The 20,676-nt window shown below is 67.6% G+C and carries 22 protein-coding genes and 1 tRNA gene; 11 read left to right on the top strand and 12 right to left on the bottom strand.

Going from position 1 to position 20,676, the window contains the following annotated elements:
- Positions 1-107: 107 nt before the first annotated feature.
- Both murJ and rpsT read right to left on the bottom strand, forming a co-directional pair.
- Positions 108-1,661, bottom strand: a complete 1,554-nt coding sequence (gene murJ / locus BM214_RS01420) for a murein biosynthesis integral membrane protein MurJ (RefSeq protein WP_090483402.1) — start codon at positions 1,659-1,661, stop codon at positions 108-110.
- Positions 1,662-1,870: 209 nt separating this feature from the next.
- Entirely contained in the window at positions 1,871-2,131 is a 261-nt protein-coding gene (gene rpsT / locus BM214_RS01415; protein ID WP_090483431.1) for a 30S ribosomal protein S20, read from the bottom strand.
- Between the two features lie 180 nt (positions 2,132-2,311).
- Here rpsT and BM214_RS01410 point away from each other — a divergent pair, with 180 nt between their 5' ends.
- Entirely contained in the window at positions 2,312-2,824 is a 513-nt protein-coding gene (locus BM214_RS01410; RefSeq protein WP_090483401.1) for a DsrE family protein, read from the top strand.
- Between the two features lie 27 nt (positions 2,825-2,851).
- Here BM214_RS01410 and proB read toward each other — a convergent pair whose 3' ends face one another.
- The 4 genes from proB to rplU form a co-directional block, all read right to left on the bottom strand.
- A complete protein-coding gene (gene proB, locus BM214_RS01405; RefSeq protein ID WP_090483400.1) occupies positions 2,852-3,979 on the bottom strand; it encodes a glutamate 5-kinase in 1,128 nt (375 codons plus the stop codon).
- Positions 3,951-4,985 carry an Obg family GTPase CgtA gene (gene cgtA / locus BM214_RS01400; RefSeq protein ID WP_090483399.1) on the bottom strand — a complete coding sequence of 345 codons (1,035 nt, stop codon included), beginning with the start codon at positions 4,983-4,985 and terminating at the stop codon, positions 3,951-3,953. The genes proB and cgtA overlap by 29 nt, the downstream gene beginning before the upstream one ends.
- A gap of 135 nt (positions 4,986-5,120) precedes the next feature.
- Positions 5,121-5,378, bottom strand: coding sequence for a 50S ribosomal protein L27 (gene rpmA, locus BM214_RS01395; RefSeq protein ID WP_090483398.1), 258 nt, complete (start codon positions 5,376-5,378; stop codon positions 5,121-5,123).
- Positions 5,379-5,398: 20 nt separating this feature from the next.
- The gene (gene rplU / locus BM214_RS01390) at positions 5,399-5,710 is read right to left on the bottom strand and encodes a 50S ribosomal protein L21 (RefSeq protein ID WP_090483397.1); all 312 of its coding nucleotides are present in this window, start codon (positions 5,708-5,710) and stop codon (positions 5,399-5,401) included.
- 168 nt (positions 5,711-5,878) lie between these two features.
- Between rplU and ispB the strand changes: the two genes are divergently transcribed.
- Both ispB and BM214_RS01380 read left to right on the top strand, forming a co-directional pair.
- Complete coding sequence (gene ispB, locus BM214_RS01385; RefSeq protein WP_090483396.1) at positions 5,879-6,847, top strand: octaprenyl diphosphate synthase; 969 nt, start codon at positions 5,879-5,881, stop codon at positions 6,845-6,847.
- A 70-nt stretch (positions 6,848-6,917) separates the two neighbouring features.
- Positions 6,918-6,994: transfer RNA gene (locus BM214_RS01380), tRNA-Pro, on the top strand.
- A 40-nt stretch (positions 6,995-7,034) separates the two neighbouring features.
- Here BM214_RS01380 and sohB read toward each other — a convergent pair.
- Entirely contained in the window at positions 7,035-8,033 is a 999-nt protein-coding gene (sohB, locus tag BM214_RS01375) for a protease SohB (protein WP_090483395.1), read from the bottom strand.
- Between the two features lie 7 nt (positions 8,034-8,040).
- A complete protein-coding gene (locus BM214_RS01370; RefSeq protein WP_090483394.1) occupies positions 8,041-9,012 on the bottom strand; it encodes an alpha/beta fold hydrolase in 972 nt (323 codons plus the stop codon).
- Positions 9,013-9,280: 268 nt separating this feature from the next.
- Here BM214_RS01370 and BM214_RS01365 point away from each other — a divergent pair, with 268 nt between their 5' ends.
- From BM214_RS01365 to BM214_RS01340, 6 genes are all read left to right on the top strand, one after another.
- Entirely contained in the window at positions 9,281-10,288 is a 1,008-nt protein-coding gene (locus BM214_RS01365; protein ID WP_090483430.1) for a class 1 fructose-bisphosphatase, read from the top strand.
- Positions 10,289-10,414: 126 nt separating this feature from the next.
- Positions 10,415-11,029: a coiled-coil domain-containing protein gene (locus BM214_RS01360; RefSeq protein WP_090483393.1), complete on the top strand. Its 615-nt coding sequence runs from the start codon at positions 10,415-10,417 to the stop codon at positions 11,027-11,029.
- A gap of 83 nt (positions 11,030-11,112) precedes the next feature.
- Positions 11,113-11,745, top strand: coding sequence for a guanylate kinase (gmk, locus tag BM214_RS01355; protein WP_090483392.1), 633 nt, complete (start codon positions 11,113-11,115; stop codon positions 11,743-11,745).
- 96 nt (positions 11,746-11,841) lie between these two features.
- Complete coding sequence (rpoZ, locus tag BM214_RS01350; protein WP_090483391.1) at positions 11,842-12,105, top strand: DNA-directed RNA polymerase subunit omega; 264 nt, start codon at positions 11,842-11,844, stop codon at positions 12,103-12,105.
- Between the two features lie 84 nt (positions 12,106-12,189).
- Entirely contained in the window at positions 12,190-14,382 is a 2,193-nt protein-coding gene (gene spoT, locus BM214_RS01345; protein ID WP_090483390.1) for a bifunctional GTP diphosphokinase/guanosine-3',5'-bis pyrophosphate 3'-pyrophosphohydrolase, read from the top strand.
- A gap of 58 nt (positions 14,383-14,440) precedes the next feature.
- Positions 14,441-15,382 (top strand): hotdog family protein, encoded by a 942-nt coding sequence (locus tag BM214_RS01340; RefSeq protein WP_425319143.1) that lies wholly within the window; start codon positions 14,441-14,443, stop codon positions 15,380-15,382.
- Here the strand turns inward: BM214_RS01340 and BM214_RS01335 are convergent.
- Entirely contained in the window at positions 15,369-15,680 is a 312-nt protein-coding gene (locus tag BM214_RS01335) for a hypothetical protein (RefSeq protein ID WP_090483388.1), read from the bottom strand. The two genes, BM214_RS01340 and BM214_RS01335, sit on opposite strands and share 14 nt — an antisense overlap.
- Positions 15,681-15,773: 93 nt before the next feature.
- Positions 15,774-16,427 (bottom strand): thiol:disulfide interchange protein DsbA/DsbL, encoded by a 654-nt coding sequence (locus BM214_RS01330; RefSeq protein WP_090483387.1) that lies wholly within the window; start codon positions 16,425-16,427, stop codon positions 15,774-15,776.
- A 443-nt stretch (positions 16,428-16,870) separates the two neighbouring features.
- On the opposite strand from BM214_RS01330, the gene BM214_RS01325 reads away from it, so the two are divergent.
- Positions 16,871-17,761, top strand: coding sequence for an alpha/beta hydrolase (locus BM214_RS01325; RefSeq protein WP_177217544.1), 891 nt, complete (start codon positions 16,871-16,873; stop codon positions 17,759-17,761).
- Entirely contained in the window at positions 17,742-18,494 is a 753-nt protein-coding gene (locus tag BM214_RS01320; protein WP_090483385.1) for a sulfite exporter TauE/SafE family protein, read from the top strand. The genes BM214_RS01325 and BM214_RS01320 overlap by 20 nt, the downstream gene beginning before the upstream one ends.
- A 209-nt stretch (positions 18,495-18,703) precedes the next feature.
- Here the strand turns inward: BM214_RS01320 and BM214_RS01315 are convergent, their stop codons facing one another.
- The gene (locus BM214_RS01315; protein WP_090483384.1) at positions 18,704-20,029 is read right to left on the bottom strand and encodes a TRAP transporter large permease; all 1,326 of its coding nucleotides are present in this window, start codon (positions 20,027-20,029) and stop codon (positions 18,704-18,706) included.
- Positions 20,019-20,576 carry a TRAP transporter small permease subunit gene (locus BM214_RS01310; RefSeq protein WP_090483383.1) on the bottom strand — a complete coding sequence of 186 codons (558 nt, stop codon included), beginning with the start codon at positions 20,574-20,576 and terminating at the stop codon, positions 20,019-20,021. Before BM214_RS01310 ends, BM214_RS01315 begins: the two co-directional genes overlap by 11 nt.
- Positions 20,577-20,676: the final 100 nt, after the last annotated feature.

Raw genomic sequence — 20,676 nt, 5'->3', positions numbered from 1 at the left:
CAAGACCAAACGGATCATCGCGGCAACATCTGACGAGTACCGTGCTCACTTACTCGGACTCAAATAAGAATCAATCTCTATGTGCGATTGCCCTGGGAGGCGGATCTTCAGTGCAGCAACAGTTGCCGGGGTCGCACCCCCGCCGCCAGGAGCATGCCCCCGTAGGCGGCGGCCCCGGCCGCCACCAGGCCCAGCAGGGCCGCCACCCGCAGCGGCGCCTCCCACTGCGTCCACTGGACCGCCGCCGGGGTCAGGCTCCACAACACGGTGGCCATGACCGCCAGGGCCGGCAGGATGCGCAGGCCCAATCCCGGCCACCCCGGTAGGGGGCTGAAGATGCCCGTGTGGCGCAGGCCCCGGTATAGCAACGCGGCGTTCAGGTAGGCGGAGAGGCTCGTGGCCAGGGCCAGGCCGGCGTGGGGGCCGGGCCAGTCCAGCAGCACCCAGGGGACCACCAGGGCCAGATTCAGGACCATGTTGGCGAGCATGGCGATCACCGCCACCTGCACCGGGGTGCGGGTGTCCTGACGGGCGAAGTAGCCCGGCGCCAGGACCTTGATAAGGATGAAGGCGGGCAGGCCCAGGGCGTAGGCCATGAGGGAGAGGGCCGCCATGGCGGTGTCCGTGGCCAGGAACTCCCGATACTGGATGAGGGCCGCCAGGATGGGGGTGGCCAGCAGCACGAGCCCCAGGGCGGCGGGCAGGGCGATGAGCACGGACAGGCGCAGGGCCCAGTCCAGGGTGCGGGTGAAGGCCGCCGGGTCCCGGGCCGAGTGCTCCCCCGACAGGCGGGGCAGGATGACGGTGCCGATGGCGATGCCGAACAGGGCCAGGGGCAGTTCCACGAAGCGGTCGGAGAAATACAGCCAGCTGATGGAGCCGGTGGCCAGGAAGGAGGCGATTAGGGTGTCCACCAGCAGGTTGACCTGTACCACGGAGGTGCCCAGCAGGGCCGGGAGCATGAGCCGGATGATGCGGCTCACCCCCTCGTGGCCGCGGCGCAGGCGGGGGCGGGGCAACAGCCCTTGCCGCACCAGGAAGGGCACCTGGAAGAGCAGTTGCGCCGCGCCGGCGATGAAGACCCCCCAGGCCAGGGCCACCACCGGTTCGTCGAAGTGCGGTGCCGCCAGCAGGGCGGCGCCGATGAGGGCCAGGTTCAGCAGCACGGGGGTGAAGGCGGGCACGGCGAAACGCCCCACGCTGTTGAGGATGCCTCCGGCCATGGCCGTCAGGGAGATGAACAACAGGTAGGGGAAGGTGATACGGAGCATCTGTGCCGCCAACGCATGCTGTCCGGTGTCGCCGCCGAAGCCCGGGGCAAAGAGATGAATCAGCCAGGGGGCGGCCAGGATGCCCGCGGCGGTGGTGAGCAGCAGCACCACGGTGAGGGTGCCGCTGACATGATCCAGCAGGTCTTGCAGGGCCGCCCGCCCATGGCGCTGGCGGTATTCGGCGAAGACGGGGACGAAGGCCTGGGAGAAGGCCCCCTCGGCGAACAGCCGGCGCAGGAAGTTGGGGATGCGAAAGGCGACGAAGAAGGCGTCGGTGGCGCCGCTGGCGCCGAAGGTGACCGCCAGCACCATGTCCCGCACATAGCCAAACAGCCGTGACACCAGGGTCATGGCGCTGACGATGGCGGTGGATCGGAGCAGCCGGCTCATGGGCGGGCCCGCAGGGGTGGAAGGGGATGGTTCCGACCGCTTCCCCTTCTTGCCGGTGTACCCGCTGGGCTACGGCAGGGGGGATTACCAGCGGCGGTGATGCCGCTGAATGCTCTACCGTGCGCTGCGGTCAGCCCGGTGACGGGGCGGCGGGCGCCGCCCCGCCCGCAGCCGGCCCATCGCCTCGGGCGAAGGGCCGGCCGGGCCGATTACAGGCTGCGGATGCGGGCGTTCAGACGGCTCTTGTGGCGCGCGGCCTTGTTGCGGTGGATCACGCCCTTGGAGACGGCCTTGTCGATCACCGGCACGGCGGCGCGGTAGGCCTCGGCGGCGCCTTCCTGATTCCCCGTTCTTACGGCCTTCAGCACCTTCTTCACGGCGGTGCGGAAGCGGGAACGCGCGGCCATATTGCGCTGGCGGTTCTTTTCGGCCTGGCGGGCACGCTTGCGGGCGGAGGCGATGTTGGCCAAGGTGATCTCCTGCAATTCGGGTCGGTTCCGGAAAGGCCGGGAAGTTTGCACGGGGGACGGAGGCTTGTCAAGCAAGGGGGGGAGCCGAACCCGTCTTGATTTACCGCAATCCTCTTGCCAAGCTGGACCCGGCGGGCCCGGGGTCCGCGATCCATCATCCTTGCCGCAGGAGGGAGTCTCATGAACGCAGGGCGCAGGTCCATTGTTGGAGGGGTCGGCTGGCTCTTGGGGGTGGCGCTGCTGGCCACGCCGGTGGTGTCCCAGGAGGTGCGGGCCGCGGACACCGAGGCCCGGGTGGTCTATCACGCGGACTTCGCCGATCCGCGCCGTTTCAGCGCCATGCTCAGCAGCATCCGCAACATGGCGATGCACTACCAGGACCAGCTCCGGGATGCGGACATCCGCATCGTCGTGGTCTCCCACGGGATCCGTTTCGTCACCGGCGATGACCTGGAGGGGACCCCGTTCGCCGCGGACGCGGATCTGGAGGCGGTCCGCGACGATCTGCGGGGGCGGCTCGAGGGTCTCATGTCCGTGCACGGGGTGGAGGTGGAGCTGTGCGACATCACCCGCAGGGCCGCGGATCTGCCCCGGGAGGCCCTGTACGAGGGGGTGCGCACGGTGCCCTCGGGGGTGGTGCGGCTGGCCGAACTCCAGAGTGACCAGGGGTTTGCCTACCTCAAGGTGGAATAGCAGCCGATCAGTCCGCGGCGCGGGGGGTCACAGCACCACCAGGTTGTCCCGGTGGATGAGTTCGGGTTCGTCCACATAGCCCAGGATGTGTTCGATCTCGTCGGCCTTGCGGCGCATGATGCGCCGGGCCTCGTCGGCGGCGTAGTTCACCAGGCCGCGGGCTACGGGGCGGCCGTCCGGGTCCAGGCAGGTGACCACCTCGCCGCGGGAGAAGCGGCCCTTGACGTGGGTGACGCCCACGGGGAGCAGGCTGCGCCCCGCCTCGCGGATGACCCGGGCGGCGCCGGCGTCCAGCACCAGTTCCCCCTTGGACACCAGTTGTCCGGCGATCCAGCGCTTGCGCGCCGCCAGGGGTTCCTGGTCCGGGTGCAGCAGGGTGCCCAGCTGTTCCCCGGCGGCGATGCGCTCCAGGACCCGGGGGTTGCGGCCCGAGGTGATGAGGGTGTGGGTGCCGGATCGGGCCGCGCGGGCGGCGGCGGTGAGCTTGGTGGCCATGCCCCCGCTGCCCAGGCGGCCGAAGGTGGGGGCCACCAGCTTGAGCAGACCGGCGTCGGAGGCCAGGCCGTCGGGGATGAGGCGGGCATCGGGGAAGGTGCGCGGATCGCGGTCGAACAGGCCCTGCTGGTCCGTGAGGATCACCAGCAGGGTGGCCTCCACCAGATTGCAGACCAGGGCGGCGAGGGTATCGTTGTCGCCGAAGCGGATCTCCTCGGAGGCGACGGTGTCGTTCTCGTTCACCACGGGGATGGAACCCAGGCGCAGCAGGGTGCGCAGGGTGCTGCGGGCATTGAGATAGCGCTGGCGGTTGGCCAGGTCATCGTGGGTGAGCAGCACCTGGGCGGCATGCAGGCCGTGCTGCTGGAAGTGGGTCTCGTAGGCCTGGACGAGCCCCATCTGGCCCACGGCCGCCGCCGCCTGGAGTTCGTGCAGGGCGCTGGGGCGCTCGCTCCAGCCCAGGCGGGTCATGCCCTCGGCCACGGCCCCGGAGGAGACCAGGATGATCTCATGGCCGGCGCGCCGCAGGCGGGCCAACTGCTCGGCCCAGCCCGCCAGGGCCTGCCGGTCCAGTCCGCGCCCGTCGTCGGTGATCAGGGCGGAACCGATCTTCACCACCCAGCGGCGGGATTCACCCAGTTGTCTTCGTGTCAGCGGCATGGCTGTCCAGGTATTGCATGACCTCTTGCATCAGGGCCTGGGTCCCCTCGCCGGTGGCGGCGGAGACGAAGAACACCGGACCCTCCCAGTCCAGGGCGCGGACCAGTTCATCCAGCAGGGGCTGGCGCAGTTCCTCGGGGATCAGGTCGGCCTTGTTGAGCACCAGCCAGCGGGGCCGGCTGAGCAGTTCCGGGTCGAACTCGGTCATCTCCCGCTCGATGATGCGCACGGCCCGCTCCGGGGCGAGTTCGGGGTCCGGCGGGTCTGCATCCACCAGATGCAGCAGCAGGCGGTTGCGGGTCAGGTGCTTGAGGAAACGGATGCCCAGGCCCGCCCCTTCGGCGGCCCCCTCGATGAGACCGGGGATGTCGGCCATGACGAAGCTCTGCAGCGGGCCCACGCGCACCACCCCCAGATGGGGGTGCAGGGTGGTGAAGGGGTAGTCCGCCACCCGGGGCCGGGCCCCGGAGACCCGGGAGATGAGGGTGGACTTGCCAGCGTTGGGCAGGCCCACCAGTCCCACATCCGCCAGGACCTTGAGTTCCAGGCGCAGGGTGCGGCGCTCGCCGGGGGTGCCGGGCTTGGACTGGCGCGGCGCCCGGTTGACCGAGCTCTTGTAGCGGGTATTGCCCAGGCCGTGGTATCCCCCCTGGGCCACCCGCAGGCGCTGCCCGTCGGTCACCAGGTCCCCGATGAGTTCGCCGGTGTCGGCATCGAAGGCCAGGGTACCCACCGGCACGGGGATCTCCAGATCCGCCCCGGACTGGCCGGTCATGTTACGGCCGCGGCCGTTCTCGCCGCGCCGGGCCTCGAAGTGGTGCTGGAAACGGAAATCGGCCAGGGTGTTCAGGTCATGGCTGGCCACCAGGTAGACCGAACCGCCGTCGCCGCCGTCGCCGCCGTCGGGGCCGCCGAAGGGGACGAACTTCTCCCGCCGGAAGCTGACGCAGCCGTTGCCGCCGTCTCCGGCCTTGACCTTGATGGTGGCCTCGTCAACGAATTTCATGGCTCGAATTTCCAGGTGCAGGACATCAAGGATACGTCCCCGGACGCCCAAGGGACAGGGGCCTTCCTTCACCTCAACGACGAAAGCCCCGGCAGGCCGGGGCTTTCGGTACAGGGTACGGGCTGTACGCGGGCTTCAGGCCGGCAGCACACTCACGTACTTGCGGCCCTTGGGGCCCTTGGTCTCGAAGACCACCTTGCCCTGTGCCTTGGCGAACAGGGTGTGGTCCTTGCCGCAGCCCACGTTCAGGCCGGGATGGAACTGGGTACCCCGCTGGCGCACCAGGATGTTGCCGGGTACGACGGCCTGGCCACCGAAGCGCTTCACCCCGAGGCGTTTGCTCTCTGAATCGCGGCCGTTGCGGGTGCTGCCGCCTGCCTTCTTGTGTGCCATCTTTGCCTACCTCCTGATGATCAGCCGGCGATGGAGGTGATCTCCACCTCGGTGAAATGCTGGCGATGCCCCATGTGCTTGCGGGAGTGCTTGCGGCGGCGGAACTTGATGATCTCCACCTTCTCGCCCCGGCCATGGGCCTTGACGGTCGCGGTCACCTTGCCGCCCTCGACGCGCGGGGCCCCCACCTTCACCTCCTCGCCGCTGCCGACCAGCAGGACGTTGTCGAATTCCACTGAGGCGCCGGCCTCCGCGTCGAGCTTCTCGACACGGATGACGTCGCCCTGGGCAACCCGGTACTGCTTGCCACCGGTAGCGATAACCGCGTACATCGTTGACGATCTCCGAAAAGGGCTTCAAACCAAAGACGCGGAAGTTTACGCTGACGCGCCGCGGTGGTCAAATGTTGCGGGGCCGCCATGCCCCTGCATGCCTTGACACCCCCCGGCTGCGTTCCTAGCATGCCGAAGGCTCCCTCCCCGAGTACACAGATTCCGTCCATGGAACTCAACGAGATACGCGACCTGGTCGCCGACGATATGAAGGCGGTCGACGACTGCATCTGCCGGCGGCTGCAATCCCCCGTGGTGCTGATCAACCAGCTGGGCCATTACATCATCGGCAGCGGCGGCAAACGTCTGCGGCCCATGCTGGTGCTGCTCTCGGCCGGTGCCTCGGGCTACGAGGGGGGGGATCACATCGAGGTGGCGGCGGTGATCGAGTTCATCCACACCGCCACCTTGCTGCACGATGACGTGGTGGATGCCTCGGAGATGCGTCGTGGCCGGGAGACCGCCAACGCCCGCTTCGGCAACGAGGCCAGCGTGCTGGTGGGGGATTTCCTCTATTCCCGTTCCTTCGAGATGCTGGTGGACATCGGCAATATGCGGGTGATGGAGATCCTCTCCCACACCACCAGCACCGTGGCCGAGGGGGAGGTGATGCAACTGCTCAACTGCCACGACGCGGACACCACCGAGGCGAGCTATATGCACGTGATCCAGTCCAAGACCGCCAAGCTGTTCGACGCCGCCAGCCGTGTGGGGCCGGTGCTGGCGGGGCGGGACCCTTCCGTGGAGCAGGCCCTGGCCGCCTATGGCATGCACCTGGGCACCGCCTTCCAGTTGATCGACGACGTCCTGGACTATAGCGGTACGCGTGAGGAGATGGGTAAGAACATGGGGGACGATCTGGCCGAGGGCAAGCCCACCCTGCCGCTGATCCATGCCATGCGGGTGGGCAGCGATGCGCAAAAGGCCCTGGTGCGCGAGGCCATCGAGAAGGGCGGCCGCGAATACGCCGACCGGGTCCTGGCCGCCATCACCGACTGCGATTCCATCGAATACACCCGCCAGGCCGCGGAGCGGGAGGCGGAGAACGCGGTGCAGAGCCTGTCGGTCCTGCCCCAGAGCCCCTACCGGGAGGCCATGGCCTCCCTGGCGCGCTTCTCCGTGGGCCGGGTCTACTGAGGGTTGGACATCCGCTCTGGTTCGTAGCACAATACGCCACCTGCCGGGCCAAGATCCCGGTAGGTGCGTTCGGAGTGTAGCTCAGCCTGGTAGAGCACCGCCTTCGGGAGGCGGGGGTCGAAGGTTCGAATCCTTTCACTCCGACCAGACATCCAGGCGCCGTCGGTTTATCCTGCGGCGCCTTTTTTTATCCCGCCCCGATCCGCTCCAGGATCCGGCCGATGGCCCCGCCAAGACGCCGCCCCAGGGGCTGGCGCCGCTGCCAAGTCACCTCATACAGGTCGTGTTCCGCGGCCAGGTGGCAAAGGAGGCCGTCGCTGGTGGCCAGCTCGTCCACCAGGCCCAGCGTGACCGCCTGCTCCCCGTACCAGTACTCGCCGGTGCCCACCCGCTCCAGATCCAGCCCCGGCCGGTTGCGGGCGAGGAAGTCCTTGAACAGGCGGTGGGCCTGTTCCAGTTCCTCCTGAAGCTTGGCCCGCCCTTCCGGGGTGTTGCGTCCCAGCAGGGTGAGGGTGCGCTTGTACTCGCCGGCGGTGAGGACCTCCATGTCCACGTCCCGCCGCTTGAGCCAGCGGTGCAGGTTGGGCAGTTGCGCCACCACCCCGATGGAGCCCACCACGGCGAACGGGGCGGCCACGATGCGGTGTCCCGCCGCCGCCATGAGATAGCCGCCACTGGCGGCGATGCGGTCCACGGTCACGGTGATATGGAGATCCGCCTCACGCAGCCGCTGGATCTGGGCGGCGGCCAGGCCGTAGTGGGGGATCATGCCGCCCCCGCTCTCCAGCAGGAGCACCACCCGGTCCAGGTGGCGGCGGGCCTGGGTGAGCACGGCGGTCACTTCCTCCCGCAGACTCTCCACCTGGGTGGCCCGCAGATCGCCATGGAAACGCAGCACGAAGATCCGGGGGCGATCTCCTCCGGCCGGCCGCCGGGGTCTGGCCGCCCCGGGGGCGCGCAGCGCCCGGAGCCGTTCCCGCCAGCCTCCCGGGGACGTCATGCGACGCCTGAGGGTGCGCTCGAAATCCCGGTGGCGGTCATTGACCCGGCGCACCACGAGGCGTTCCTGGCCCGCACCCCGGCCGCCCCCGGCGGCGCCGGCAAGCCCGGCCGCCAGGAACAGGGCCGCCACCACCACGGTGACGGCCTTGGCCAGGAACAGGAGATAGCCCTGGATGGCGTCCAAACCGGCCTCAGCCCTGCTTCAGAAAGGCATCGTAGAGGTTCATGAACGCCTCCGGACGTTCGAAGTAGGGCAGGGCCCCGGTGGGCATTTCGTGTACCTGCCAGTTGCTGCGTCCCTCCACGGCGCTCTTGCCGCGGAAGTCCACGAAATCCCCGCGTTCGCCGTGGCACATGAATACCGGCAACTGCAGGGATTCGTACACGCGGGTGATGTCGCGGCTGAAGAGGTTGCCGGCCAGGAAGTGGTAGGGGGCGTGCTGGGCCCCGGGCTGACGTGTGGTGGCCACGCTGTATTCCAAAAGCCCGAGGTCGATGCTGCGGGAACCGAAGGCCTTGTTGAGGAAGTAGCGGATCACGCTGCGCCGGGTGAGGGCGTCGAACAGGGCCTGGTTCCAGGGGCCTCGGGTGAGCAGGGCGTGCAACCAGGGCATGCCGCGGGTGCTCTCCGCCGGGCCGTCCAGGCGCCGGGTGCCGGAGAACCCCGTGGGGCTGACCAGCGCCAGGGTGCGAAAGGCCTCCGGATCCTCCTGGGCGGCCCGTGCCAGGAATTCCGAGCCCAGGGAGAGGGCCAGGGCGTCCACGGGGCCGTTGCCGTGATGACGGTGGATCTCCTGCACCATGGCGTGGATGGCGTCGGTCATCAGCCGCGGGGTATAGGCGCGATCGCTGCGGTCCGATCCCCCGAACCCCGGGAGTTCCAGGGCGTAGACCGGCCGTTGCTGGACGTAGTGATCAAAGACCGGCTTGACCTCGTAGGCGGAGCCAGCGGCATTGACGCTGTGGATCAGCAGCAGGGGGATGGGACTCTGGGGCTTGCCCCGGGGGGCGTCATGGTAGTAGCACAGCCGGCCGGCCGGGCTCTCCAGGGTGCGCCGTTCCCCCTCCAGGGCCGGGGGCAGGGAGGCAGGGCCACTGGTGTCCACCGCTGGGGCGCTGGTGTCCGCTGCAGGGCTGGGGGCGGTTTCGGGTGTGCTGGGCATGGGGTTGACTCCGTTCCGGTTCGCTTGGGTGATGGGTCGCCGTGGCCTCCGGTGCTGCGTCCTGACGGGCTATGACCGGATACGGCATGAGGACATCGCCTATCTTGGGTCGCTCGCGCCCCGCAGGCAAGGGGCGGGGTGTGGGTGCATGGGACAGGCCGAAACGTTCTGTTAGTATCACCGTTTGTGATGCGCGGTCCGTGATCCACGGGACAAACACAACAAGCCTGCCGCGCCGGGATTGATCCACACCACCATGGGAAACGTCATGTATATCGGAACCACACTCACCAACTTCATCATCGAGACCCAGCGGCAGTTCGAGGGGGCCACCGGCGAGTTCACCGGCCTGCTCAACGACATCGCCGTGGCTTGCAAGAAGATCTCCGACCTGGTCAACAAGGGGGATCTGGTGGGGGTGCTGGGCACCGCCGGGTCCGAGAACGTCCAGGGGGAGCAGCAGAAGAAGCTGGACGTGATCTCCAATGACATCTTCATCGAGGCCCTGGCCCATAACGGCCACGTGGCCGCCCTGGCCTCGGAGGAGATGGATGACGTCTACCATCTCTCCGACGAGGCCCATCGCGGCAAGTACCTGGTCCTCTTCGATCCGTTGGACGGTTCTTCCAATATCGATGTCAATGTCTCCGTGGGCACCATCTTCTCCGTCCTCAAGGCCCCGGCCGGAATCAAGAACCCGCGCAAAGAAGACTTCCTCAAACCGGGCACGGAGCAGGTGGCCGCCGGTTACTGCGTCTATGGCCCGTCTACCATGATGGTGCTCACCACCGGCAAGGGTACGAACATGTTCACCCTGGACCGGGATTTCGGCGAATTCCTGCTCACCCATTCCCATGTGCAGATCCCCGAGGATACCCAGGAGTTCGCCATCAACACCTCCAACATGCGTTTTTGGGAACCCCCGGTGAAGCGTTACATTGACGAATGCCTGCAGGGCAAGGACGGCCCCCGGGGCAAGGACTTCAACATGCGCTGGATCGCCTCCATGGTGGCGGAGGTGCACCGCATCCTCACCCGTGGCGGGGTGTTCATGTATCCCCTGGACAGCAAGATCAAGGCCAAGGGGCAGGGGGGCAAGCTCCGCCTCATGTATGAGGCCAACCCCATGGCCTTCATCGTCGAGCAGGCCGGCGGTGCCTGTACCACGGGCCGTGAGCGCATGATGACCCTCTCCCCCGAGGACATCCACCAGCGGGTCCCCGTGGTGCTGGGGTCCCGCAACGAGGTGGAGCGGGTGAGCGAATACCACCGCTGACCCTAAGGGGGCGGCTGGCTGCTCCGCCCCCCGTCTCATGAGCGGGTGGGCGGCCATGCCGTCGGGCCTTTCCGGATGGCTTCCTGCATGGGATACTTGCCTTCTGGATCCCAGACCTATCCCCCCATGACCTCCGTCATCGACCTCTACGAACAGCTCAGCAGCGCCCCGGATGATCGGGCCCGGGCCCGGGTCATCGCCGAGGCCTTCGAGCAGATGGAGCAGCGCTATCCCGAGGTGACCGACCTGGCCACCGGAGCGGCCTTGCGGGAGAGTGAATTGCGCCTGCAAAAGGAGATTGAGCAGTTACGGGCCGAGACCCGGGAGATGGAGGGTCGGCTGCAACAGGAGATCGAAAAGCTGCGGGCCGAGACCCGGGAGATGGAGGGCCGGCTGCAACAGGAGATCGAAAAGCTGCGGGCCGAGACCCGGGAGATGGAGGGCCGGCTGCAGCAGGAGATCGAAAAGTTGCGGGGTGACGTATTCCGGGAGATCGAGCAGTTGCGTGGCGATATGTCCCGGGAGATCGAGCAGTTGCGTGGCGATGTGTCCCGGGAGATCGAACAGCTGCGTGGCGATGTGTCCCGGGAGATCGCGCAGTTGCGCGGGGAGACCCAGGTGCGCATGGCCGAGCTGCGTGGCGATATGGGCAGCATGAAGGTGGAGATCATCAAGTGGACCGCGGGTCTGCTGCTGGCCCAGGCCACACTGATCCTCGGCGGGTTGCGGTTCCTGCTCTGAGTCGCTGCGCCCTCGTTGCACGTCAGAACCCGACCCGCGGGCCGTCTGGGGAATACCGTTCCAACCAATGGGAGTCGCTTTTCGTGGTTCGGGGTACCTTGTACATCATCTCCGCCCCCTCCGGGGCCGGCAAGACCAGCCTGGTGGCGGCCCTGCTGGAGGCCGTGCCCGACGCGGTGGTCTCCGTCTCCCATACCACCCGGTCTCCCCGGGAAGGGGAGGTGGACGGCCAGCATTACCACTTCGTGGATGCCGAGCGGTTCCTGGGCATGATCGAGGACGGGCAGTTTCTGGAGCATGCCCGGGTCTTTGACCATTACTACGGCACCTCCCGCCGCGCCGTGGAGGCGGAGCTGGAGCAGGGCCGGGACGTGATCCTGGAGATCGACTGGCAGGGGGCGCAGCAGGTGCGCCGTCTCATGCCCGGATGCCAGTCCATCTTCATCGTTCCTCCCTCGCGGGCGGCCTTGCAGGCGCGCCTGCAGGCCAGGGGGAAGGACAGCGAGGCGGTGATCGAACGCCGCCTCTCGGAAGCGGTCCAAGAGATGAGTCACTACCCGGAGTATGACTACCTGGTGGTGAATGATCGCTTTGAAGAGGCCCTGGAGGGACTCAAGGCCATCTTCCTCGCCAACCGTCTGCATACCCGCACCCAGCGGGAGATGCACCGCAGGTTACTGGAGGATCTTCTGGCGTCCACGCCCGCAAACCCCTAACATAGAGCATCGGCCCGGCGGGCCGGTTCCGCCGGGGTCTCCCGACGGCGGCCGCGCAGGGTGTTTCAGCGAACGACATCAGGAGCTTGATCCAGCATGGCCCGTATCACCGTCGAAGACTGCCTGCAGCACGTGGACAACCGCTTCCAGTTGGTGCTCGTGGCCGCAAAGCGCGCCCGCCAATTGGCCAACGGTGCCCAGCCGCACCTGGAGTGGGAGAACGACAAGCCCACCGTGGTGGCCCTGCGCGAGATCGCGGAGGGCCGGGTGGGCCGTGAGGTGCTGGATGAGGTGGCGGCCAGGGAGCACGCCGAGGCCTCCCATGTGAATGAAGAGGAGGTGCGGTCCGAGATCCAGTAGTCCTCCGGGTCATCCCACGGCCGGAAACGGGGGGCGTCTCCGGTCAGGGTCCGTCCGGGGCCGGTCTGGACTCACGCATAACCCATGGTTGAAAGCGCACTCCCCAGCACGATCCCCGGCAGCAACTCGACACTGGACAATACCCGGTTCATTGCCTCCGATCTGTGTGCCTATCTGGAGACCTACCTGGAACCGGAGCAGGTACGGGAGGTCTACCGTGCCTATCTCTTCGGTGCCGAGGCCCATGCGGGCCAGACCCGACTGAGCGGAGATCCCTACATCGTCCATCCCCTGGCCGTGGCCAAGACCATGGCCGAGATGCGGATGGACCACAAGAGCATCATCGCCGCCATCCTCCATGACGTCATGGAGGATACCCATATCAGCAAGGAACGCATCGCCGAGGAGTTCGGCCAGGACGTGGCCGAACTGGTGGATGGTGTCTCCAAGCTGACCCACCTGAAGTTCCGCTCCCGGGCCGAGGCGCAGGCGGAGAACTTCCGCAAGATGATGCTGGCCATCACCCGCGACCTGCGGGTGATCCTGGTGAAGCTGGCGGACCGGCTGCACAACATGCGTACCCTGGGTGCCCTGCGCCCCGACAAGGGCCGGCGCATCGCCCGCGAGACCCTGGAGATCTACGCCCCCATCGCCCAGCGCCTGGGGATGAATGCCATGCGCCGCGAACTGGAGGTGCTGGGGTTCGCCGCCTACCACCCTTTGCGTTACCGGGTCCTGCAGGAGGCCGTCGGCCGTGCCCGGGGCCACCGCAAGGAGGTGATGCAGAAGATCGAGGCGGCCATCTGTGCGCGAATGGAAGAGGCGGGCATCGTCTCGCGCATCGTCGGCAGGGAGAAGAATCTCTTCAGCATCTACCGCAAGATGCAGCAGAAGCAGCTCTCCTTCGAGGAGGTGTTCGACGTCTACGCCATCCGCATCGTGGTGGAGGACGTGGATGCCTGCTACCGCGCCCTGGGCGTGGTGCACAACCTCTATAAGCCGGTGCCCGGTCGCTTCAAGGACTACATCGCCATCCCCAAGGCCAACGGCTACCAGAGCCTGCACACCGTGCTCTTCGGTCCCCACGGCATCCCCATCGAGGTGCAGATCCGTACCGAGGAGATGGACCGCGTGGCCGAGAGCGGGATCGCCGCCCACTGGCTCTACAAGGCCGGGGACCGCCATTCCGCCACGGCCCAGGCCCGGGCCCGGGAGTGGCTCAAGGGGGTGCTGGAGATCCAGCAGGCAGCGGGCAACTCCATGGAGTTTTTGGAGAACGTGAAGGTGGATCTCTTCCCCGAGGAGGTCTACATCTTCACCCCCCGGGGCGAGATCATGGAGCTGCCCCGGGGGGCCACGGCGGTGGATTTCGCCTATGCGGTGCACTCGGATGTGGGCAATACCTGCGTGGCCGCCAAGATCGACCGCCGCCTGGCTCCCCTGTCCACCCGGCTGGAAAGCGGCCGTACGGTGGAGATCGTCACCGCACCCGGCGCACGTCCCAATCCCGCCTGGCTGGACTTTGTCGTCACCGGCAAGGCCCGCACCGCCATTCGCCATTATCTCAAGAATCTGCAGCAGAACGAGGCCGCGGATCTGGGGCGCCGTTTGCTGGATAAGACCCTCTTCTCAGCCTATGGTATCCGCCTTGAAGAGGTGGAGGAGGCGCGGATGCGGGCCCTGCTGGCGGAACTCCAGCTGCCGGATCAGGAGACCCTGCTGGGGGACGTGGGCCTGGGCAACCGCATGGCCGCCCTGGTGGCACGCCGCCTGTGCCGGGAGGATGGGGATCCCGCCGGCAGTGAGCGGGAGATCCCTCCCGGCCGCCAAGAGCGTCCCCTGGCGGTGAAGGGGACCGAAGGCATGGTGCTGTCCTTCGCCAAGTGTTGCCATCCCATCCCCGGGGACCCCATCGTCGGTGTCATGAGCGCGGGGCGCGGTCTGGTGATCCACCGCGACAAGTGCCGCAACGTGGCCGAGTACCGGGACCGGCCCGATAAGTGGGTCCCGGTGGCCTGGTCCGACGAGGTGGAGCAGGAATACGCCGCCGCCATCCGGGTGCAGACCGCCAACAAGCGGGGGGTGCTGGCCAGCCTGGCGGCGGTCATCGCCGACATGGGCTCCAATATCGAGAACGTCTCGTTCGATGAACGCGATGGCCAGGTCAGTACCATCACGTTCACCCTGAGTGTGCGTGACCGCAAGCACCTGGCGGATATGATGCGCCGCTTGCGGCGGGTCCCCGAGGTGCTGCGCATCAGCCGGGCGCGTTGCTGAAACGGGCGGGCCGATCCCGCCTTGAGCCGAGGAGGGAGGTGGGATGAGTGCGGTGACGGTGCCCTTGCCCGCCGGGGAGACCTGGCGGACCTTCCAGCAGATCCACGTGGACGTGGCGCGCAACGCCAGCGACGACTTCAACCCCTTCCACGACAGCACCCGCTGGCAACGTATCCGGGGCAATCCCTTCGGCGGACCCATCGTGCTGGGGTTCCAGCTGGAATGCCTCGCCGAGTATCTGGTCACCCTGGAGCGGTCCGGGTCCGATGCGGATGGGTCCGGGGCGGTCCTGCGCAACTACCAGTTCACCTTTGCCGACGTACTGCGCCCTGGGGAACCTTTCCAGGTGCAGGTGCGGCCCACGCGTCAGGGTCGGGACGAGGCGGGGCATCCCCTGCTGAGCAATCGGGTGATCATGCGCAAGGCCGGGGGGATGGTGCTCATGGGCAGCGTCCGGGATGGGCGCGAGGCCAGTTGCCCGGTATTCCGGGAGGGCCTGGCCCAGACCGGTCTGGGCGTCACGGAGGTGACCGCCGCCGGGGACCGCATGACGCTCGGGTCCGATGGCTGGTTCCACAAACGCAAGTACATGATGAACGGCAACGCCAAGAACCTGATCTCCGCCTCCCTGGCAGATCAGGCCTGGTATTTCGATGAGATCGAACATCGCATCAATTTCCCGGATATGGTCCCGGTATCGATGCTCTCCTGCGCCCTGCTGGAACGGGCGGATGCACAGGGGTTTGATTTTTACGCCGATCCGCTGGTGTACACGGCCCACCACATCAGCGTGGATCAGCGCGTGGCGCGGAGTCTGCGCAGCAACGACTGCCTGCATATCCTGGTGGATGAGGCAAGCCTCCTGGCGCCGGAGCGGGGCCTGGCAGGGGCCGCCATCGATCGGCAGCGACATCGTTGCCTGGGGATCATGGGGGATGGAAGGCTCCTCTTCGGGGCCGAGGTGATCCTGGCCCCGCTGCATGCCCTCACGGCTCGGTGACGCCGCGACGGGATGCCCCCGCCTTATTGTTGCCTCCCTTGGCCCCGGGGGGCATCTTCTTGCCCACCCCCTTGCGGCGGCCGTTTCCAGCCGAGCGGGGCTGGCGCGCCGCGCCACGGGATGCCTGGGCCGTCGCCTTGCGCGGCCCCGGTTCCGGGGCGTCCTTCTGATTCACCGGGGCCAGCGAGATCTCCAGTTCATTGATCTCGTCCCACTGTTCCTCGGTGCGTTCGCTCTCGGGAATGGCCAAAAGGGTCTGCAGCCGTCGGCGTGGGGATGTGGATTGGGCGTCTGTCATGGCAATCGTGTCATGTGTGGTTGTGCAACGGATGGTGAGAACGAAACCCGCACGCGCCGGTGCGTGCGTGCGGCGGTATGTCCGGTATAGGGGTCAGCCCCCGTTCCCTCGGTGGCTACGGGCGCGGCGGATGAGGCCGTCCGTGATCTCCAGCAGATCCTCGTAGCGGGTGGCGCGGCGTCCCAGGACCCGGTAGCGCCCGTCCACCACCAGGCCGGGTACGCTGCGAATCCCCAGCCGGGACTGCAGGCGATCGCCCCGGGATACCTGCGCGCGTACGGAGGCGGAATGGAACACGGCCTCGAATTCCGCCGCATCCACCCCTTGCGCCTCCACCCAGGCCTTGAGCTCCGCCTCTTGGAACAGCGGGCGCTCCTCTTCATGCAGCGCCGTGAACACCGCGGCGTCCAGGTCCTCCAGGTGGCCGGTGGCCTTCAGGGTGTAGTAGAGCCGGGCCAGGGTCTCCCAGCTGGAACGGCCGAAGGTGACGGGCACACGCCGGAAGGTCACATCCTGCGGCAGCCGTTCCAGCCACGGGGGCAGCACCTGGTTGAGGCGGCCGCAATGGGGGCAACCGTAGGAGAAGAATTCCAGTACTTCGATGGGGCCTTCGGAGGGGGGGGAGAGCGGGTGTTGCAGCCGCGCCCAGTCCTGACCCTCCACCAGGGCGGCGAGCAGACCCGGAGAGGCCAGCGTCCCGAGCCCAGCGAGGAGCGATTGGTTGAAGCGGCGTCGTGTCAGGGGCATCGGTTCATTCCGTACAACGGGTATGGTTCCAGGTACTGCAGCCCGCGCCCGGGTGGGCGCCGCATGACCGCATCGGAATGGGCCGCAGACCGGTCCGTAAGCCGGCGGATCGGGGATCCGGGTCCACGGGCAGGGGCCTTTGGCGGCGTCCTCCACGGATGCTTGGATGGATGTGTGGCCCGCGTTGGAACGGCGGGCGGCCCGGCCGGGGGCCCCTTTGTATCGGGGGAGAAGGGGCGGTTATGGGGCCCGTCCCCATCAGGGGGGATGACGCCTGGGCTGATAGGGTTAGATTACCATTGCCGCGGCGCGGCGTGTACCCTTCACGCGCCGGCTGCGGGATGGCGTGATCGCCGTCCCGGGTTGAGGGTAAACGGCATCGAGCGCAGACCGCCGGATGGTATGGGGAGTAAAGGGATGGAAGCGGGATGAACTGGGGCTGGATGATCCTTGCGATGATGGCGGTGTTCATCCTCCTTGGGATCGGGCTGCGGAGCTGGCTGCTGCGGGCCTTCCGCATCCGTCACCGGGAATGGGTGGATGCCCCGGAGCGTCTGGGGCTGCATGGCGACCCGGTCTGGGTGCCAGGCCGTCATGGGCGGCGGTTGTATGCCCGTTATCATCTGCCCCATCCCGGGGCACCGGTGGTGGTGATGGTGCATGGTTGGGGGGCCAACGGGTCCCATCTGTTGTTCATGGTGCCCCGGATCCTGGAGTGGGGGTTGAATGCCGTGGTCTTCGATGCCCGTTGCCATGGCCGCAGCGAGGATGATGGTTTCGCCTCCCTGCCGCGTTTCGCCGAGGATGCGGAGGCGGTACTGGCGGATCTGCGGGGCCGGGGATGGGGGAATTTCATCCTCCTGGGCCATTCCGTGGGGGCGGGCGCGGCGCTGCTGGCCGCCTCGCGCACCCCGGACCTGCGCGCCGTGATCAGTCTGGCCGCCTTCTCCCACCCGGAACCGGTAATGGATCAGTGGCTGCGGCAGCGGGGCATCCCCGTTTGGCCCATGGGCTGGTTCATCAAGCGGGCGGTGGAATGGTTCATCGGCCATCGTTTCGATGCCATCGCCCCGCGCACCACCATTGCCCGCATCCGGGTTCCGGTACTGCTGGTCCATGGTCTGGAGGATACGGTGGTGCCCCCCTGGCATGGCCGTGTCCTGGCCCGTGCCCGGCCAGGGACGCGGCTGATGGGGCTCCTCGGCGTGGGGCATAATGATCCCGAGGGGTTCGCCGCCCATGGGGAGGCGATCCTGCGCTGGCTGCATGCCCATGGGGGGTGCGGCGGTGAGATGCACCCACCGGAGTCCTCCCATGCCGCTGGAACCCGTTAGCCTGAGCCTGCTCATCATCGCTGCCTTCCTGGCCGGCGTACTCAACGCCCTGGCGGGGGGCGGGAGTTTTCTCACCCTGCCGGCCCTGGTGTTTACCGGTGTGCCCCCGGTGGCGGCCAATGCCACGGGCACGGCGGCGCTGCTGCCGGGGTACCTGGCCAGCGCATGGGCCTGCCGGGATCTGATCCGGGCCCCGGCGGGTCTCACCCTGGTGGGTGTGATCCTGTTGGGGGGTGTGGGCGGGGCCCTGGGGGCGTTCTTGCTGCTGGCCACCTCCGATGCGGCCTTCGGCATCATCGTGCCCTGGTTGCTGCTGGCGGCCACGTTGCTGTTCGCCCTGGGCCCGCGGTTGAACCGCGCCCCGGCGCGCCGTCCTGGCCGGCCGGGGGGCTGGGGGCGCGCGGCGGTCCTGGGGGTGTGTGGCTATGGGGGTTATTTCAATGGCGGCATGGGGATCGTCATGCTGGCCGCCTTCCGCTTGCTGGGGGTGGAGGATCTGAATGCGGCCAACGGCCTGAAGAATCTGCTGTCGGCAGTGCTGACGCTGATCGCCGTCGTGATCTATGCCCTGGGTGGGGCAGTGTCCTGGGCGCAGTTCCCGCCCATGGCACTGGCGGCCGTCCTGGGGGGCCTGGCGGGGGCGCGTCTGGGGCGATGGCTGCCGCCGCGGGTCCTGCACCATGGCATCGTCCTGGTGGGGGCGGTGACCACGCTGATCTTCTTCCTCGACTGAAGGGGTGCGGTACGGGCGGTTGGTGCCGGGTGTTGCCTGCCGCCGGGTGGCCCTTGCTGCGCCGGGACGCCGTGTATCCATCCCTGGAGGCTGGTACGACCGCATCCCTGCGGTCGACACCCGGCTCCGCAAGGGCCACCCGGCGGCGCATCTGCGCATCCTCCCGCACCGGGGCGCCGTGTATCCCTCATCCTTCCCCGGCTCGCTTCTTACCAGCCGATGGCCTCCGGGAGCCACAGGGCGATGCCCGGGAAGGTGATGATCAGCCCCAGGGCCAGCAACTGGATGAGCACGAAGGGGACCGCGCCCTTGTAGATCTCCACCGTACGGATCTCCGGCGGGGCCACGCCCTTCATGAAGATCAGGGACCAGCCAAAGGGGGGGGTCAGGAAGGAGGTCTGCAGGTTCATGGCCACGAGGATGGCCAGCCATACCGGGGAGAATTCCGGGTTTGCGGCGAAGAAGGGCATGAACAGGGGGACCACGATGTAGGTGATCTGGATCCACTCCAGGAAGAATCCCAGCAGGAAGATCAGCAGCATCATGAACATCAGGGTCCCGTAGGCCCCGCCCGGGATCCAGTCCACCACCGCTTCCACCAGGAATTCCCCGTCCAGGCCCCGGAAGGCCAGGGCGAACACCTGGCTGGCGATGAGCACGAAGAAGACCATGGCGTTGATGCGCACGGAGGTGGTCAGGGCGTCCACCAGTACCGGGCGGGAGAGGCGCCCCATGAGGGCCGCCAGGACCGCGGCGCCCACGGCGCCCACGGCGGCCGCCTCCGTGGGGGCGGCGATGCCGCCGATGATGGCCCCAAGGACCGCCAGCACCAGCCCCAGGGGGGGGAGCACGGAGGTGAACAGGTCACGGATCAGCTGCCCGGTGCTCATGGCCGCCCGCTCCTTGGCGTCCAGGGCGGGGACATCGGCGGAATTGAACCAGGCCAGGATCAGCAGGTAGACCACGTACATCCCCGCCAGCAGCAGGCCGGGGATCAGGGCGGCGGCGAAGAGGCTGCCCACGGACAGGTTCATGGTGTCCGCCAGCACCAGCAGCACCAGGCTGGGGGGGATGATCTGCCCCAGGGTGCCCGAGGCGCAGATGGTGCCGCAGGCCACCGTGGGTTTGTAGCCGCGCCGCAGCAGGGTGGGCAGGGCCATGAGGGTGAGGGTGACGATGGCGGCCCCCACGATGCCCGTGGCCGCCCCCATGAGCACCCCCACCAGGATCACCGCCAGGGCCATGCCCCCGGGCAGGGCGCCGCTGGCATGGCCGATGACCTCCAGCATGCGGTGGGCCACCCGGGTCTTGTCCAGCATCACCCCCATGAACACGAACAGGGGGATGGCCAGCAGGGTGTAGTTGGTGATGGAACCGAAGATGCGGGACGGCAAGAGTTCAAACAGCCAGCCGTCGAAGCCGATGAAGCCGAAGACAAACCCCACGGCGGCGATGGCGAAGGCCACCGGCATCCCGGTGAGCACCAGGACGAAAAAGGCGACCACCATCATCAGGGCGATGGTTTCAAGCGGCATGGCGCGGGCCTCCTTCGGCATGGCCGCCACGGCGGCGGTAGTGGAACACCAGGCGGCGGCCCTTGCTCAGGACCTGGCGCAGGGCCTCCAGGACGATGAAGACGAAGCCCACCAGGATCATCGCTTTGGGCAGGAACAACCAGGGCATGCCGTTGGCGTTGGGGGTGGTCTCCCCCAGTCGGTAGGAGGTCACCACAAAGGGCCAGGTGTAGTAGAGGATCAGCCCCGATACCGGCAGGGCCACGGCCAGCATGGTGAAAAAATCCAGCCAGAGCCGGCCGGTGCGGCTCAGGCGATGGGAGAAGACATCCACGCGCACGTGTTCGTCGCTGCGCATGGCGTAGCTGATGCCGGTCATGGCGGTGAGGGCGAGCAGGTACCATTCCAGTTCCTGCAGCCATACCGCGCCCATGCCAAAGAGGTAGCGGGCCACCATGTTGCCAAAGACCAGCAGGATCATGGCCGCCATGGCGACGGCCGAGATCCCCCCGGCGAAGCGGGTGACCCGGTCCAGGGTACGTTCGATACGGAGCAAGGGTCTGGGCATGGGAGACTCTGGTATCGGCGATCAGGATGGGCTTGTCCGGCCCCGGTGAGCCCCTCGCCCAGGGAGCCTGCGGTGTGGCAACGGGGGAGGGTGTCCGCCC

It is taken from the genome of Ectothiorhodospira mobilis, assembly GCF_900114895.1.
GTDB lineage: Bacteria > Pseudomonadota > Gammaproteobacteria > Ectothiorhodospirales > Ectothiorhodospiraceae > Ectothiorhodospira > Ectothiorhodospira mobilis_A.
This window is presented reverse-complemented; position numbering and strand designations above follow the sequence as displayed.